Consider the following 14,681-nt stretch of genomic DNA (forward strand, 5'->3'; position numbering starts at 1 on the left):
AAAGAGCTGCGATTGGTAATGTCAAAATAATTAAGCTTCCAATTATTATTTGATAGTTCCTTATTTTTCCGCGTGCTTGTACAGCAACTATTAATGGGCCAGATATACAATCTATTAAAACTCCAATTAAACTTAATTGAACGAAAACCATGGTGTTTTTGGGTGGGTCTTTTAGCCAGAGACTTAGAATGAAATCGGTATTAAATAGGATTGGAGCGACTAAGAGTAGCATCAATAAAAAAGAAAACTTTGAACTTTGAATGATTAGTTTATGCATTCTTTCAATATTTCCTTCTGAAAAAGTTTTAATGATTTGAGGGTTAACTGCTTTTTGAAAGTTGGTTACAAATTGATTAACTGCACTTTGAATTTGTAAGGTCAGTCCGTATGCTGCGTTTACTACTGTTCCAAAGAATATATTAAGAACAATGTTAATTCCTTGCCCTCTACTCACGGATGCTAGACCACCGAAAAGGTTCCATCCTGAGTAACTAATTAATTCTCTAAAAAATACTTTGTCATATTCAAAGCTGTACTTAGATGCACTAATTTTTTTTCTACAATAAATTTGGTAAGTGATTATGATTAATATTGATACTATAAAAGTCAAAGCAGCAAAAGCAATTAATTTATCACCTCCATAAAAAACTAAAAGATACACCAATCCTAATTTCAAGCTGACTTCAATAATGCTGATATAAGCATAAACATTCATTTTCTCATAAGCAGTAATAAGTGAATCATAAGGTACTTGAATGATACTTATGAGTGTAGTTAGTACCGAAAATTGATAGGTGACATTTGCTGCAAAAAGTCTATCTGGAGGCAAAACAACTTTAAAATTGATATACCAAAGTCCTAATGTTTCAGAAACAATTAAAATGAGGATGGCAATACCAATGTGTATCGTAAGCGTAGCACTAAAGGTTTTTTGTAATCTTTTTACATCTTGTTTTCCTAAATCGTATGCCAGGTATCGCTGTGTAGCTGATGACATGGAAGAATTCAAAAACCCAAATAAAGCAACTATTCCGCCGACTAAGGAATATACTCCGTAATCTGAAACTCCAAGTTGTTCCAGTACAATTCGAGAAGTGTATAGTGTTACACTCATTGTCAGAAACATTCTGAAATATAGGAATATAGCATTCCTTGCTATTTGTTTGTTTGAATTGTTTTGCAAGTTTGATTAATGAAATTCAAAATTATGTTAACGTTATATATATAGTTGAGTTAAGAGTATACATGAAATGTTTCGCACGGCTTCGCCATTGTCTGTCACGTGCAAAACAACAGACTGTTCCTGCTAGGGAACTACAGCACATGAACGATCCATTGAAAAGTGCCGCCAAGCTGGTATTTTGCGAAGATACGAGAAAATCTTTATTGTTTTTGTGGCTTTTACTGAGGATTAGCGTTTTATTTCTTTGAAAGAGGAAGTAATCGTGTGTGTTTTAAAACGATAGCGATGCCTAAATTTTTAAAGATAATGTGTACATGCATACCCTTGCTGTTTTTGGTTACAACGCCAATCAAACCTGTAAAAGGACCCTCCGTTACTTCCATTTCGGCACCTTTCTGTAATTTTTCAAGCGAAACACAGTTTGGCTCCAGATTTAAGGAACAAACGATACGCAAGTTGTTTATTTCATGTTCGCGTACCACTGCCGGTTTGCCAAATTCACTCAATACAGATACAATTCCTTGGGTAGTATATATGGTTCGTAATTCAGTTGCAGAGCAATACACAAAGAGATGACTTGGAATAAGTGGGGTTTTTATTTTCTTTTTGCGGTCACTCCATTGGCGAATCGTTTGATACAGCGGTAAAAAAACAGTAAATCCGCTGGTCTCCAGTCGTTCCTGTACCCGTTTTTCAGCGTTTTGTTTTGTTTTAATAACATACCAATTAGCTTTATCATGGGGAACTTGTTGTGCAGGTGTGATAGTGGTCAAACTAAACGAACTCATGAAACTGTTTTTATACTGCAAAGACAAAGGTAATGGAAAAAAATGTGTCTTAGGGGCCTGTTTACCCTTCTAAATTCAAACTCTCCCAATACCATTTGATAGTTTCGTTTAAACCGGTTTTTACATCACGTTTTGGGGTGTAACCCAATAATCGTTTTGCTTTTTCAATACTGGCTAAAGAGTGGGGGATATCGCCCAGACGCTCCGGACCAAAACGAGGGGTGATATTGGCAATTTCCGGGTCGTATTTTAACAGTCCATCTTTTAATTGGTTGAACAAGGACAGCAAAGTGGTATATTCTCCCACTGCGGTATTGTATACCTGGTTAAGTGCCTCCTGTTTGCTGGTAAACATTGCCAGTTCGTTCATATACACCACATTGTCTACGTGAATATAATCTCTGGAAGAACTTCCATCACCATTTAATATCGGAGTTTCATGATTCAGAAGTTGTTTTACAAATAAAGGGATTACGGCAGCGTATGCTCCGTTTGGATCCTGCCTTTTTCCAAATACATTGAAGTAACGCAGTCCAATACATTCCATACCGTAAGTTTTGGCAAAGATATCGGCGTACAATTCATTTACGTATTTGGTAATCGCATAAGGAGACAAGGGGCTCCCTATAATTTCTTCTACTTTGGGAAGGTTTTCAGAATCACCGTAGGTGGAAGAGCTGGCAGCATAAATGAATCGCTTTACTTTAGCATCCCGGGCTGCAACAAGCATATTCAGAAAACCTGAGATATTCACCTCGTTGGTGGTTATAGGATCATTTATGGAACGTGGCACAGAGCCCAAAGCCGCTTGGTGCAATACATAATCTTGTCCGTCACAGGCTTTTTTACAGGTTTCAAAATCACGAATATCTCCCTCAATCAGCTTGAAATTAGGATTTATTAAAAAAGGTTCAATGTTATGTCTATATCCAGTCGAAAAATTATCCAAACAACTCACCTGATAACCTTTTTGTAAGAAATATTCACAGAGGTTAGAGCCAATGAAACCTGCTCCACCGGTAATTAATACGTTCTTAGTTTGAATTCTTTGGGACATCATTTTCTTCTCATTTTACTTCAGCTAAATAATTTCTCATCCGGTTTCATCAAATCTAAATCATAATCCGCACAGAAGTTGAAACTTCATATCTCTATCGCTCATTCCACATATAAACCAGTTGTTCAGCTTGCTATTTGTATTAAAGAACGGATTTAAAACAGGAAAGATCTTCAGACCAATTTTACGATCAAACAGCTAGTTGACTGCTACAAATATATTTATTTTTTAAGGGTTTTGTTAAAAAAACGCCCTGTATGTTTTTTTGTTTTGTTGAATTGAACTTGTAATCAGTAAGTTAACGTTGATGTTGAAGTTTGTCAAAAATGTGGAAGACAATTTACGATTTATACACTGAAAAATAATGTAGAACTAATAATCTGCTATTTTGTGCTATTAATTTTGAACAATCAACTATTTTTTAGATATTTGGCATGTCTACAGCGTAAACCTTTTTAAAATTCAATTGTTTAACGATAAACTTAGAGTATTCTTTAAGTATATTTGCAGCAAAACTAAAAAAGAAATATCCTGTACCATGAAGATTTATCATCTACTTTTAGCTTGTTTACCATTTACACTAAATGCTCAAACCGATGTGAAGAGCATGAACAAATGGTCATTGGGTGCATCCATCGGTGCACACGATGGTATGGCGCCATCTGTAGCACCTACCCGCCTTTATCAAATTCATCACTATGGTGTCCACGCCAGATACATGTTTACAAATCGTGCAGGGATCAGATTAGGTGTGAATTATGATTTCCTGGACTTCATCGATCGGCCTTACAACAGTTATTATGTAAGAACTTCTCTTGAAGGGGTTGTTAACGCAGGGGATATGCTTCACTTTCCGCAAGTAATGCCGCGCATCGGGCTTTTGGTTCACGGTGGATTCGGTTTCTCAAGCCTGTGGTCAGACAATACGCCAAGAGTCGCAAATACAGAATCGTTATCGAAACGAGCTGATGGCATGATCAATTTTACTTTCGGTGTAACCCCGCAGCTTAAATTGAATGAAAAATGGTCTTTGAACGGCGATCTTTCATTCATATTTCACGCGCGTCAAAACAATACATTTGACATGCAGCGGGTAAACAAGAACGGAGCAATTGACGGCTACATGCTGAATCTAAGTGTTGGTGTTTCTTACTATTTAGGTAAAAATAAAACACATGCCGATTGGACTCCGACAATTTATGGAGCGGCTGGTCCTGATTCAAAAGAGTTAGACCAGATGAAAGCTGAGCTTGCAGCGTTAAAAGAGCAGGCACGTGATGATGATAAAGATGGAGTTCCGAATAGTATTGACCAGGAAGCAAATACGCCTGCAGGAAGTTTTGTTGACTCCAAGGGAGTTGCGATCAAGGACAGTGATGCGGATGGGATAGCAGATTCTTACGATGCTTGTCCGGATGTGAAAGGTGTCTATTCCGCAAATGGTTGTCCTGACAGTGATAAAGACGGAGTTGCGGATAAAGACGATGAATGTCCTCAAACGGCAGGATTGGCTTCCAACAAAGGATGTCCGGTAGTTGAAAAAGCTGTTCAGGAAGTTATGGCGAAAGCACTTAGAGGAGTTCAGTTCGAAACATCAAAAAGTACTTTGTTGAAATCTTCCCTTCCAGTTTTGGATGAAGTAGTTCGCGTAATGAAACAAAATCCGGACTACCGATTGGATATCCTGGGACACACTGATAATGTAGGGGAGGATAACCAAAACCTGGTACTTTCTCAGGAAAGAGCTCAGGTGGTAGCGACTTACCTGATTTCAAAAGGTGTTGAGTCTGCGCGAATTCATGCAAAAGGATTCGGTGAGTCTCAGCCAAAAACAACAAATGATACTCCGGAAGGTCAGGCAATCAACAGACGAGTTGAATTCAACGTGGTGTTTGATTAAAATAAGAAACTTCTAAATAGAACAGGAACTCCAAAAGGGTTCCTGTTTTTGTTTTATATAAGAAGTTAATGGGGTAATTCCTTAGGATATGAGTTTGCTCACGACTATTCGATCTATAGGAAAAGTTACAGATTCTTCTGTTAATTCCGAAAGTCTCACCCAGTGCAGTTTTTCCGCCCCCAAATGATTTGTGATTATGTAATCGAGCTCGTCCGTGTCGGCTTTGATCAAATAATAGATGGAAATAACCTGGTCATTTTCGGAAAATGCCGAAACCTGGAAAAAATCTGTCAGGTAAAATAACTCTTCAACTGCGATTTCCAGGTTGAACTCCTCGAGGAATTCACGTTTCAGACAGTCTAAAGTTCCTTCTCCGAATTCCAGTCCGCCTCCGGGAAACTTGGTAAAACTGACTTCCTGGTGGGATTCATCGGAAAGCAGTACTTCATTCCTTTCATTAATGCAAATGCCGTAAACACGAACGTTGAATCGTTTCATTTACTTTTCTAATACAGAAAGAATGTCCGGTTTGAAGTACAATTCTGATTTCAATACTTTTCCGTCTTCACGGTAAATCGGTTTTCCGTCAGCATCCAGTTTACTCATATTAGAGCGCTGAATTTCAGCAAAAACTTCTGCAATTTTATCCTGTAAGCCGTGTTTAAGGATTGTCCCGCACAAGATGTATAACTGGTCGCCCAGGGCATCTGCAATTTCCACAATGTCTCCATTCTTTGCTGCTTCCAGGTATTCTTCATTCTCCTCTTTCATCAGGTTGTAGCGAAGTGTAATATCTGCTTCCGATAATTGAGCTGTCGGCTGATAATTATTCGGAATATTGAATGCGTCGTGAAAAGTTTCAACTGCTGAAAGGGTTTCTTTAAGTGTCATTTTTTGCGTTTCTGCAAAGATAGTTCAAATTGTATGTTCAAAAGTTCAAAAGTTCAAAAGTTCAAAAGTTCAATTTTTAATGACGCTAATGTTTGATTTGAATCCATTGAACCTTTTTACTTTTTTGAACCTTCTAAGAAGGTCATCACCGGTCTGAAACCAACCGTCGGATTTGCTTCTGTAAATTTTTTAGTGCTTTGGTTTCGGATGTCGAAGCCCGGAGAATTCCAGTCACCGCCTACAGCGATATTTTCATCGGCCACCATTTCGGAAATATTTCCGTTCAGGTTGTAAATTCCAAATTCGTTTGGACGGAATGAACGCACAGGAGCGGTTAAGTCGCCATTATCGGATCCGGGAGCGAGAAAATCCACTCGTGCATTTTTTACAACGAATTTTCCGGTAATGCTGTCACGGGAGATTGCCCCGGCATCAATGGGAAGGAAATTGCACTGGAAGTTTCCCGCTCCATCTCTTAAATACGGTGAGTTCCATGCATAAGGACGGTCTATGCTGCTTCCGTTTGCCGCACGAAGAAACTCGGCTCTTGTCGGAAGACGGAAAACGATCGATTCATTTCCGGTATTCTTTCGCCAAACCCGGGTCAGCCATTCGCAATACTTTTCGGCCTGAAGTTTTGAAACATTGACCACAGGATATTGACGGTACGCCGGGTGACTGAAATAATATTGAGCGTACTTAGAAAGGGCAAATGAAGATGTATTCCATTTCGTAGTATCCGGAAGAGCCTGTTTGTATTCTTCGATGCGATCGTTTTGCTTTAGATCGAATAAGTATTCCCGGTAGGAAAAATTACTCACCTCTTCTTTCATGATAAAAAATCCCTGGCAGCTTACGGAGTCCTTGTCGACCAGTGTAAATCCCGACGGAACATAAGCATAGCCTGATTTCATCGCTTTTTTCATTCCTTCCAGGTCCAGGATGGGTTTTTTGGGTTTTGAAAAAGAAAAGAGGATTGCACTAGTGATCACTGAGATGGATAGAAGTGTTGTTTTCATGTGTTCGTAGATTTACCTCCCTAAACGAGGGAATGAAAAGTTGGTTACAAAAAAAACTCCCACCACCAGGATGAGAGTTTTATCGTAAATTATCGGAGTTTAATGAAACAACTTCGTAATATAGTAAATTCCGGCGGCTAACAAACCTGAAACCGGGATCGTTAAGATCCATGCCCAAAGTAAGTTAATAGTAACACCCCAGCGAACGGCGCTTAAACGTTTTGTTGCACCGACCCCGATGATGGAACCTGTAATAGTGTGTGTGGTAGAAACCGGGATTCCTAAGTTGGAAACCGTAAATAGAGTCAAAGCTCCTGCCGTTTCGGCACAAACACCTTCCAATGGGGTTACTTTCGTGATTTTTGTTCCCATTGTCTTCACGATCTTCCAGCCACCCATCATGGTTCCAAGACCAATCATTAGGTAACAGGAGAAAGCAATCCAGCCAGGCATCGTTTCGGAGTTTACTTTGTCTTTGAGTTTATGTCCGCTCAACAAATTCCCGTCCTTATCGACATAATCCTTGAAGATAGCAGCCTCCAGGTATTTCTTGTTCAATTTTTTTCCTTTGAAAATAACATCATGTGTTTTCGCATCATAAAAATCATCTCCTTTGGTATAGATCAGGATGTGGTCTTCTTTCTCGATCTTCAGAGAATCAATGTTTTGTGTATATTCAGGTTTGAATTTCGCTTTTTTACCATTTGCGTCTTCATACTCGATCTGGAACACTTCCGAAATCTGGAACATCTTAGGAATATCTCCTATGATTTGTCCCTGGTCATTTCGCTGCGAGTTGGCAAATACCATCAAAGCCGCGCAAATAATCCCCATTACTTTTTGTGAATCCGCTCCACCATGTCCCAAAGAGAATGCTGCGGAAGAAAGTAACTGCAGTTTCTTGTACATATTTGATTCTTTCAAAGCCGTCTGGCGTTTTCCGTGAACCAATTGGTACCAGGTATAAGTAAGAATAAACAAGATGATCATTCCCATTACGATCCACATCATAACCGGTTTTACATCCAGGTATTCTACCATGTAATCCATGATAAAGTAAGTAGCGGTAGAAAGAACAAGAATGGAGATCATTTTTTTAGCAAAGCTTCTGCTTACGGTAATCAAAGCAATGACAAAAGCAATGACACCTCCAATGAAAGGCGCAAGGAAAATAAACAAAGTTACTTTGATGATTTCTGAAGAAGCAATGACACCGAATCCGGCATGAGCAACTGCCGCACCGGCAAATCCACCGATCAATGTGTGAGAAGAGGAAGATGGAATTCCCAGCCACCAGGTCAATAAGTTCCAGATCATCGCAGCGATCAATCCGGAAAGGATCACATAAAGGTCAATAGCACTGTTATCTACTGTCTTTGCTACAGTATTTCCAACACTCATATCGAATACCCAGAAAGCAACAACGTTGAAAACCGCAGCCCATATAACTGCCTGGAAAGGAGTCAGTACTTTGGTGGAAACAACTGTGGCAATTGAGTTTGCGGCATCATGGAATCCGTTTACCAAATCGAAAAGTAAGGCAAGGATAATGATGGCAATTAATAATGAAAACATATCTTATTGGTTTACCATTGAATATTAAGCGTATTTTACAACGATGGATTCGATTACATTTCCTGCATCTTCACACTTATCTGTTGCAACCTCCATGATTTGATAAATCTCACGTTTTTTGATCAGGTCTTTCGCATCAATATCCGAATCAAACAGCTTTTCAATGCTTAGATCAAAAATATCATCTGCCTGGTTCTCAACATAATTGATCTTGATTACACACTCTACAATTTTTTGTGTGTTTTTCAGGTTTCTAAGTTCCTTTACGGCAGCATTAACAGCTAAAACCGCATCGTGAATTGCATCAGCCATTTTCAGGATACCGGAATCGTTCGGATCAACCTTGTAGAAGTTGATCTTTTTTGCCGAAGCATAGATGTAATCTGCGATATCATCCAGTGATGTAGCTAATGAGTGAATATCTTCACGATCAAATGGAGTGATGAAATTTCTTCCTAATTCCACAAAGATCTTGTGTGTTAAATCGTCGTTTTGGTGTTCCAAATCTTCCATTTCTTTAATAATGGATGCTCTCTTGTTGTAATCAGATTCGTTGACACATAATACCAATTTACCTGCGATTGCTTCCAGGTTCTGAGAAGCCTCTTCAAATAGAGAGTAAAACACTTTGTCTTTTGGTAAGAAAAACTTTAAAATTCCTGATGCCATTTGTTTAAACTTAATATTGATGGCGCAAATGTAATCCGACTTTATGGAGGATGTTTCGCGGAATGCAAATGTTAACGAAATGGTAAAGTTGAAAGGTTTTACTACCCAATGTCTGTCAGACTCCGCAAAGTGTCAGTATTTGAGGCGATTAAGACAGCTTCAATGTTAACTAAATGTTAAGAAGTGTTTTTCTGCTAATGAATAGGTGGGCATTTAACAGGGGGTTTTGCTACGGAAAGTTTACGAAGTGGATTCCAATGTTACCGGAATATTAAAAATGTTATCAAAAAATTAAACTATTATTTGTCTTGAGTTAAATCAATGTGAAGCCATTAGTTTTGCCCTCGAATTTAAAAAATGGCAATGTTAAGATTTTCTACCTCATTAATCATTTTCTGGATGATTTTTTCAAGTTCAGCAAGGGCAAACAATAATCCGGAGTTTGGAGACAGCTCTTTTTTGGGTATCAACTCAATCTTCAAATTGCGTGATTCTTCAGTGAGAATTATTAAAAGTAAAAGTTGGTATGACAGGTTTGCAATCAGAGGGTATGGTCAGGTTCGATACAATCGGTTATTGGAAACTAATCCGGAGTTAAAGTGTGAGCAATGCGATAAATCATGGGGTGAAAATGGAGGTTTTTTTATACGACGATTACGAATCATTTTTTATGGTCAAATTAGTCAACGGGTTTATTTTTATATTCAACCTGACTTTGCGTCCAGTGTAGGGAGTTCAAATCATATAGGGCAATTGAGAGATGCTTACTTTGATGTCGGAATCGATAAGGATAATGTTTATCGTTTTAGAATCGGACAGAGTAAGGTTCCTTTCGGGTTTGAGAACATGCAGTCCAGTCAGAATAGATTGACACTGGATAGAAATGATCCGTTGAACAGTGCTGTTTCCAATGAACGCGATTTGGGGGTGTTCTTTTATTGGGCTCCTAAGAAACGACGAGAACTATTTAGTTCACTGGTTAGCGACGGGTTAAAAGGAAGCGGTGATTATGGGGTTGGTGCTATTGGAGTTTACAATGGTCAGACAGCAAATCAAAGTGAACGAAATAAAACACCACATGTGGTAGGAAGGTTTTCTTATCCTTTTCGGGTGAAAAGTCAAATTTTTGAAATGGGTATTCAAGCTTATACCGGAAAATTTGTTCTGTTAAGTACCAGTCCCGGCGTTAAAAAAAATGCCAAAAGCGAGTATAAAGATGAGCGGATTGCTGCGACTTTTGTGATGTATCCGAAACCCTTTGGAATTCAGGCAGAGTATAATATAGGAACTGGGCCTGAATTTAATAAGTTTAGTGATTCCATTGAAAATCAAAAATTAAACGGGGGATATGTTTTGCTGAATTACCAGTTTAAATTTAAAGAACAATTATTGATTCCTTTTATAAAGGCACAATATTATGACGGAGGCAAAAAGCACGAGCTGGATGCGAGAAGCTATCGTGTTCAGGAGTATGAATTCGGGGTAGAGTGGCAAATGAACAAATATTTTGAATTTGTAGCGATGTATACAATTTCGAAAAGAAGATTTGAAGATTTCGTACTAAGAGATAATCATCAATATGGTCAGTTGCTGAGACTGCAAGTGCAATTTAGCTTTTAGTCATCATAATAAAATACCAGCTCATGAGCTGGTATTTTTGAATTTATATCCGATTCCTTTGACGGTCTGAATGTAATCGTCGCCAATCTTTTCCCTTAGTTTCCTTACGTGAACATCAATAGTACGATCGCCCACTATAATGTCTGTTCCCCAAACGCGTTCCAGGATCACATCCCTTTCAAAAACAACTTCAGGTCTGGAAGCCAAAAGCGCGAGCAGTTCAAACTCTTTTTTAGGCAGATGAAGTGTTTCGCCGTTTTTGATAACCAGGTATTTTTCCCGGTTTATCACCAGGTCAGGAGTTCCTGCGGGTTTTGCCTGAACGGCTTCTTTTCTTCTTAATAATGCATGTACTCTGCTGATAAGAACACGGGGTTTAATGGGTTTTGAAATATAATCATCAGCACCCGCGTCAAGGCCCGCAATCTGGCTGTAATCTTCATTCCTGGCAGTTAGAAAACAGATGAGTATATTTTCTAATCCGGGAGTATTCCTGATTTGTTCACACACTTCAATTCCATCCATTCCAGGCATCATAACATCCAGAATGACCAAGTCGGGTTTTTCTTCCTTGCAAAGCCTGATTCCTGTTTGGCCGTTTTCTGCAAGAAAAACGTTGAAACCTTCCTTCTTGAGATTATATCCGAGTATTTCACGGATATCTTCTTCGTCATCAACTATTAAAATTTTATCCATTCTTAATGAGTTCCAGATCCATTCAAAGGTAAGAAAGTATTTTTGAGTGGGTTGATTATTCGCCAATTATATTACAAAAAACTAAAACGAGATAGTCAAAATAAGTCTTGTACAAGTTTTGATGTTGTGAAATTGTTAAAAAATCCGTTCATCAATCATTTCATCCATTCAACATGAAAAAGCACGTTTTTTTTACGTCAAAAAAAACGCCTTTCTTGGAATCTTAAAAAGGCAATGTACCCGGGTAACAATTATTTTATCGGGAGTATTTGTTGATTAATCGGTTCAATTTAAGATTTAATTGACTGATCGGTTAATTATTTAACGGAAGGACAATACATTCGTTTAAAGCATTCTTTAAATCCTTTATTTGTCCTTTTTTGTAAGTCTCTCGAAAAAGTGAAAAAGCAATGAGATTATGGCTTATCTTTGCCCTAGTAGTAGTAGGTTAGGTTGATTAGTGTGATAAGAGCTTGGGACGCCCGTCCTGAGCTCTTATCTTTTTAAGACGATTCCATCTGCTAATTTCCCGGGATCATTTTTCCGAAACGTTTTCTTAGTATATTCACGGAAATAATCATCTTAGAATGAAATCAAAGGCTAAAATATTATTGGTTGAGGATGATACCAATCTTGGGTTTGTAATTTCGGACCAGTTAAAATCAGAAGGGTATCAGGTGTCGTTGTGTACAAACGGTATGGACGGCCACATGCGCTTTTCGGAAGATGAATTCCATATGTGTATTTTTGATGTTATGATGCCGAAAAAAGACGGTTTCACACTTGCACGTGAAATCCGGACAATGAACCAGGATATTCCCATTCTGTTCCTTACGGCAAAAGCAATGACAGAAGATAAAATTGCAGGTTTCAATGCCGGAGGAGATGATTATCTGACCAAACCTTTTTCTTTTGATGAGCTTTCTGTTCGTGTAAAAGCACTTTTGAAGCGGGTAAATATACAGGACGAACCCGAACAAAAAATTGTTCATATCGGAACCTATGTCTTCGATACGGAGAATTTTACTTTAAAACATCCTGAGTTTGAAAAGACGCTTACTAAAAAAGAAGCAATGGTATTGAAAATTCTGTGCAAATTCAAAAATGCGGTTGTTCCCAGAGAAAATATACTGACAGCCGTTTGGGGTCAGGATGATTACTTTGCAGGAAGAAGTATGGATGTTTTCATTACGAAACTTCGAAAGTACTTTTCTATGGATCCTAAAATCGCTATTTCCAACATTCATGGAATTGGTTTCAAACTGGAAGTTCTGCCTGAATGAGTTACATTTTACATATTGAAACTGCAACAAAGGTTTGCTCGGTTAGCTTATCTTCGGATGGAGAACTGGTCCAAATCCGTGAATTCAAAGACGAAGGTTACTCACACGGAGAACAATTAACCATCCTTATTCAAAATGTATTGGAGCTGCAGGGAATTACCGCTGAAAGCTTATCCGCTGTTTCGGTTTCGGCCGGACCCGGTTCATACACCGGGCTTCGGATTGGAGTTTCAACAGCGAAAGGGTTGTGTTATGCGCTGAATATTCCCCTGATCTCTATCGGTACGCTTGAGTCTATGGCAGAAGTAGCCAGGGTGGCATACCCGGATTCCAATCTGTGCCCGATGATAGATGCCCGGAGAATGGAAGTTTTCTCGCTGATCACGAACTTTGAGGAAGATATCCTGAAACCGGTAAGTGCCGATATCCTGGATGAGAATTCCTATACGGAGTTTGAACCCTTTGTTTGTTTCGGTGATGGAGCAAAAAAGATGGCAGAGCTTTGGAACGAACGGGATATCCTCTTCGATTTGGAACTGGAACCTTCTGCTAAAGGACAGGTCCATGCGGCTTATCAAAAGTTCCTGAAACAGGAGTTTGAAGATGTGGCTTACTTTGAACCGGCTTATCTGAAGGAATTTTATCAGGCGCCTTCTAAGAAATGATCAATTATTAATGACGCCATTATCAGGAGGGATGCTGAATACTTACGCTTCAGCATAGGGAGTCTCTCGATAATTGAAAACTTCCTAATTGATAATTATTTCTGCGCCCTACGCTTCTTAATATTCGGTAGAAAGATTGTTACCATTCCGATCAAAGGCAGGTAAGAACACAAGTGGTATACATATGTTACGCTCGTTTTATCGATGATCCCGCCAAGGATTGCAGATCCTAATCCTCCCATTCCAAAAGCAAATCCGTAAAATAACCCGGATACCATCCCGATTCTTCCCGGCAGTAATTCCTGTGCATAAACCAATATAGAGGAGAAAGCGGAAGCTAAAATTGCCCCGGCACATACAATGCATACACTCGTCCAGAGAAGACTATCAATATAAGGTAAGGCCAGTGAGAATGGAGCTGCTCCCAGGATAGAGAACCAAATGATCTTTTTTCGTCCGAATTTATCACCCAATGGTCCGCCAAACAAAGTCCCTAATGTAAAAGCAAGCAAATACAGGAATAAATGCATCTGGCTTGCAGTTTCGGATAAACCGAATTTTTCTTCCAGGTAAAACACGTAATAGTTTGAAATACTTGCAGTAAAGAAATACTTCGAAAAGATCAAGACTAATAGAATGATAATGGAGAGGACAATGCGTGTCTGGGACAAACCAAGCGGTTCTTCATTATAGGCGTTTTTCTTGAAGGAACTGTGGGTCAGATAACCCTTGTACCAACTGCTCACTTTGAACAGGATAATTCCTCCCAAAACAGCGAAAAAAGCAAAAAAAGCAATGGTGTATTGGCCCAGAGGAATCGCAATGAAGGCTATCAGCAGCGGACCAACCGCACTTCCGCCGTTTCCTCCTAATTGGAAAATAGACTGTGCAAATCCTCTTCTTCCCCCGGATGCATAATAGGCAACACGGGAAGCTTCCGGATGAAAAATCGAAGATCCCATACCGATCAGACAAGCCGCTAAAAGAATCGTTACAAAATTAGAAGCAAAAGAAAGTGTGATCAACCCGGAAAAAGCGAACAGCATTCCGACCGTAAATGAGTAAGGTTGCGGTTTTTTATCCGTAAATGTGCCTACAACCGGTTGTAAAAGGGAAGAGGTGATTTGAAATGAAAAAGTGATGAATCCGATTTGCGTATAGCTTAGGTTGTAAGCATCCTTTAAAATCGGATAGGAAGCAGGGAGTACAGCCTGCATCAAATCATTCAGAAAATGACCACAACAAACAGCGAATAAAATGGGATAAACTGTTTTTTTAGCATCAAATGCTAACGCCTCTGCTTTCATGCCTGCAAATTTAAAGCTTCCTTCGTTA

The 14,681-nt window shown here is 39.0% G+C and carries 14 protein-coding genes; 4 read left to right on the forward strand and 10 right to left on the reverse strand.

What is annotated here, in order from left to right:
• The 3 genes from QZT69_RS17670 to QZT69_RS17680 all read right to left on the reverse strand — a co-directional run.
• Positions 1-1,114: MATE family efflux transporter (locus QZT69_RS17670; RefSeq protein WP_294679086.1), on the reverse strand; the 1,114-nt coding region annotated here is incomplete at its 3' end.
• Between the two features lie 305 nt (positions 1,115-1,419).
• On the reverse strand, positions 1,420-1,971 hold the full coding sequence (locus QZT69_RS17675) for a UpxY family transcription antiterminator (RefSeq protein ID WP_294679088.1): 552 nt from the start codon (positions 1,969-1,971) through the stop codon (positions 1,420-1,422).
• A gap of 61 nt (positions 1,972-2,032) precedes the next feature.
• Positions 2,033-3,031 carry an SDR family oxidoreductase gene (locus QZT69_RS17680; protein ID WP_294679096.1) on the reverse strand — a complete coding sequence of 333 codons (999 nt, stop codon included), beginning with the start codon at positions 3,029-3,031 and terminating at the stop codon, positions 2,033-2,035.
• A gap of 535 nt (positions 3,032-3,566) precedes the next feature.
• Between QZT69_RS17680 and QZT69_RS17685 the strand changes: the two genes are divergently transcribed.
• Entirely contained in the window at positions 3,567-4,928 is a 1,362-nt protein-coding gene (locus QZT69_RS17685) for an OmpA family protein (RefSeq protein ID WP_294679102.1), read from the forward strand.
• Between the two features lie 81 nt (positions 4,929-5,009).
• Here the strand turns inward: QZT69_RS17685 and QZT69_RS17690 are convergent, their stop codons facing one another.
• The 5 genes from QZT69_RS17690 to QZT69_RS17710 all read right to left on the reverse strand — a co-directional run bounded on the left by QZT69_RS17690 (position 5,010) and on the right by QZT69_RS17710 (position 9,082).
• A complete protein-coding gene (locus QZT69_RS17690) occupies positions 5,010-5,426 on the reverse strand; it encodes an NUDIX hydrolase (RefSeq protein ID WP_294679104.1) in 417 nt (138 codons plus the stop codon).
• Positions 5,427-5,819 carry a nucleoside triphosphate pyrophosphohydrolase family protein gene (locus tag QZT69_RS17695; protein WP_294679111.1) on the reverse strand — a complete coding sequence of 131 codons (393 nt, stop codon included), beginning with the start codon at positions 5,817-5,819 and terminating at the stop codon, positions 5,427-5,429.
• A gap of 116 nt (positions 5,820-5,935) precedes the next feature.
• Positions 5,936-6,838 carry an SUMF1/EgtB/PvdO family nonheme iron enzyme gene (locus tag QZT69_RS17700; RefSeq protein WP_294679113.1) on the reverse strand — a complete coding sequence of 301 codons (903 nt, stop codon included), beginning with the start codon at positions 6,836-6,838 and terminating at the stop codon, positions 5,936-5,938.
• 99 nt (positions 6,839-6,937) lie between these two features.
• On the reverse strand, positions 6,938-8,413 hold the full coding sequence (locus QZT69_RS17705) for an inorganic phosphate transporter (protein WP_294679122.1): 1,476 nt from the start codon (positions 8,411-8,413) through the stop codon (positions 6,938-6,940).
• A gap of 24 nt (positions 8,414-8,437) precedes the next feature.
• On the reverse strand, positions 8,438-9,082 hold the full coding sequence (locus tag QZT69_RS17710) for a DUF47 domain-containing protein (RefSeq protein ID WP_294679130.1): 645 nt from the start codon (positions 9,080-9,082) through the stop codon (positions 8,438-8,440).
• Positions 9,083-9,580: 498 nt separating this feature from the next.
• Between QZT69_RS17710 and QZT69_RS17715 the strand changes: the two genes are divergently transcribed.
• Positions 9,581-10,702, forward strand: a complete 1,122-nt coding sequence (locus QZT69_RS17715; protein ID WP_294679136.1) for a porin — start codon at positions 9,581-9,583, stop codon at positions 10,700-10,702.
• Positions 10,703-10,723: 21 nt separating this feature from the next.
• Here QZT69_RS17715 and QZT69_RS17720 read toward each other — a convergent pair whose 3' ends face one another.
• Positions 10,724-11,398: a response regulator transcription factor gene (locus QZT69_RS17720; protein WP_294679143.1), complete on the reverse strand. Its 675-nt coding sequence runs from the start codon at positions 11,396-11,398 to the stop codon at positions 10,724-10,726.
• Positions 11,399-11,985: 587 nt separating this feature from the next.
• Here QZT69_RS17720 and QZT69_RS17725 point away from each other — a divergent pair.
• Positions 11,986-12,681, forward strand: a complete 696-nt coding sequence (locus QZT69_RS17725) for a response regulator transcription factor (RefSeq protein WP_294679151.1) — start codon at positions 11,986-11,988, stop codon at positions 12,679-12,681.
• Positions 12,678-13,346 (forward strand): tRNA (adenosine(37)-N6)-threonylcarbamoyltransferase complex dimerization subunit type 1 TsaB, encoded by a 669-nt coding sequence (gene tsaB, locus QZT69_RS17730; RefSeq protein ID WP_294679168.1) that lies wholly within the window; start codon positions 12,678-12,680, stop codon positions 13,344-13,346. Before QZT69_RS17725 ends, tsaB begins: the two co-directional genes overlap by 4 nt.
• A gap of 95 nt (positions 13,347-13,441) precedes the next feature.
• On the opposite strand, the gene QZT69_RS17735 is transcribed toward tsaB, so the two are convergent.
• Positions 13,442-14,653, reverse strand: a complete 1,212-nt coding sequence (locus QZT69_RS17735) for an MFS transporter (RefSeq protein ID WP_294679185.1) — start codon at positions 14,651-14,653, stop codon at positions 13,442-13,444.
• Positions 14,654-14,681: the final 28 nt, after the last annotated feature.

Source organism: uncultured Fluviicola sp., assembly GCF_902168135.1.
Classification (GTDB): domain Bacteria; phylum Bacteroidota; class Bacteroidia; order Flavobacteriales_D; family Crocinitomicaceae; genus Fluviicola.

Bases quoted from the DNA above. Each gene is read 5' to 3' on its own strand.
- QZT69_RS17705 (WP_294679122.1), bottom strand. From the start codon at position 8,413: ATGTTTTCATTATTAATTGCCATCATTATCCTTGCCTTACTTTTCGAT.
- tsaB (WP_294679168.1), top strand. From the start codon at position 12,678: ATGAGTTACATTTTACATATTGAAACTGCAACAAAGGTTTGCTCGGTT.
- QZT69_RS17695 (WP_294679111.1), bottom strand. From the start codon at position 5,819: ATGACACTTAAAGAAACCCTTTCAGCAGTTGAAACTTTTCACGACGCA.
- QZT69_RS17685 (WP_294679102.1), top strand. From the start codon at position 3,567: ATGAAGATTTATCATCTACTTTTAGCTTGTTTACCATTTACACTAAAT.
- QZT69_RS17700 (WP_294679113.1), bottom strand. From the start codon at position 6,838: ATGAAAACAACACTTCTATCCATCTCAGTGATCACTAGTGCAATCCTC.
- QZT69_RS17720 (WP_294679143.1), bottom strand. From the start codon at position 11,398: ATGGATAAAATTTTAATAGTTGATGACGAAGAAGATATCCGTGAAATA.
- QZT69_RS17690 (WP_294679104.1), bottom strand. From the start codon at position 5,426: ATGAAACGATTCAACGTTCGTGTTTACGGCATTTGCATTAATGAAAGG.
- QZT69_RS17725 (WP_294679151.1), top strand. From the start codon at position 11,986: ATGAAATCAAAGGCTAAAATATTATTGGTTGAGGATGATACCAATCTT.
- QZT69_RS17710 (WP_294679130.1), bottom strand. From the start codon at position 9,082: ATGGCATCAGGAATTTTAAAGTTTTTCTTACCAAAAGACAAAGTGTTT.
- QZT69_RS17735 (WP_294679185.1), bottom strand. From the start codon at position 14,653: ATGAAAGCAGAGGCGTTAGCATTTGATGCTAAAAAAACAGTTTATCCC.
- QZT69_RS17680 (WP_294679096.1), bottom strand. From the start codon at position 3,031: ATGATGTCCCAAAGAATTCAAACTAAGAACGTATTAATTACCGGTGGA.
- QZT69_RS17675 (WP_294679088.1), bottom strand. From the start codon at position 1,971: ATGAGTTCGTTTAGTTTGACCACTATCACACCTGCACAACAAGTTCCC.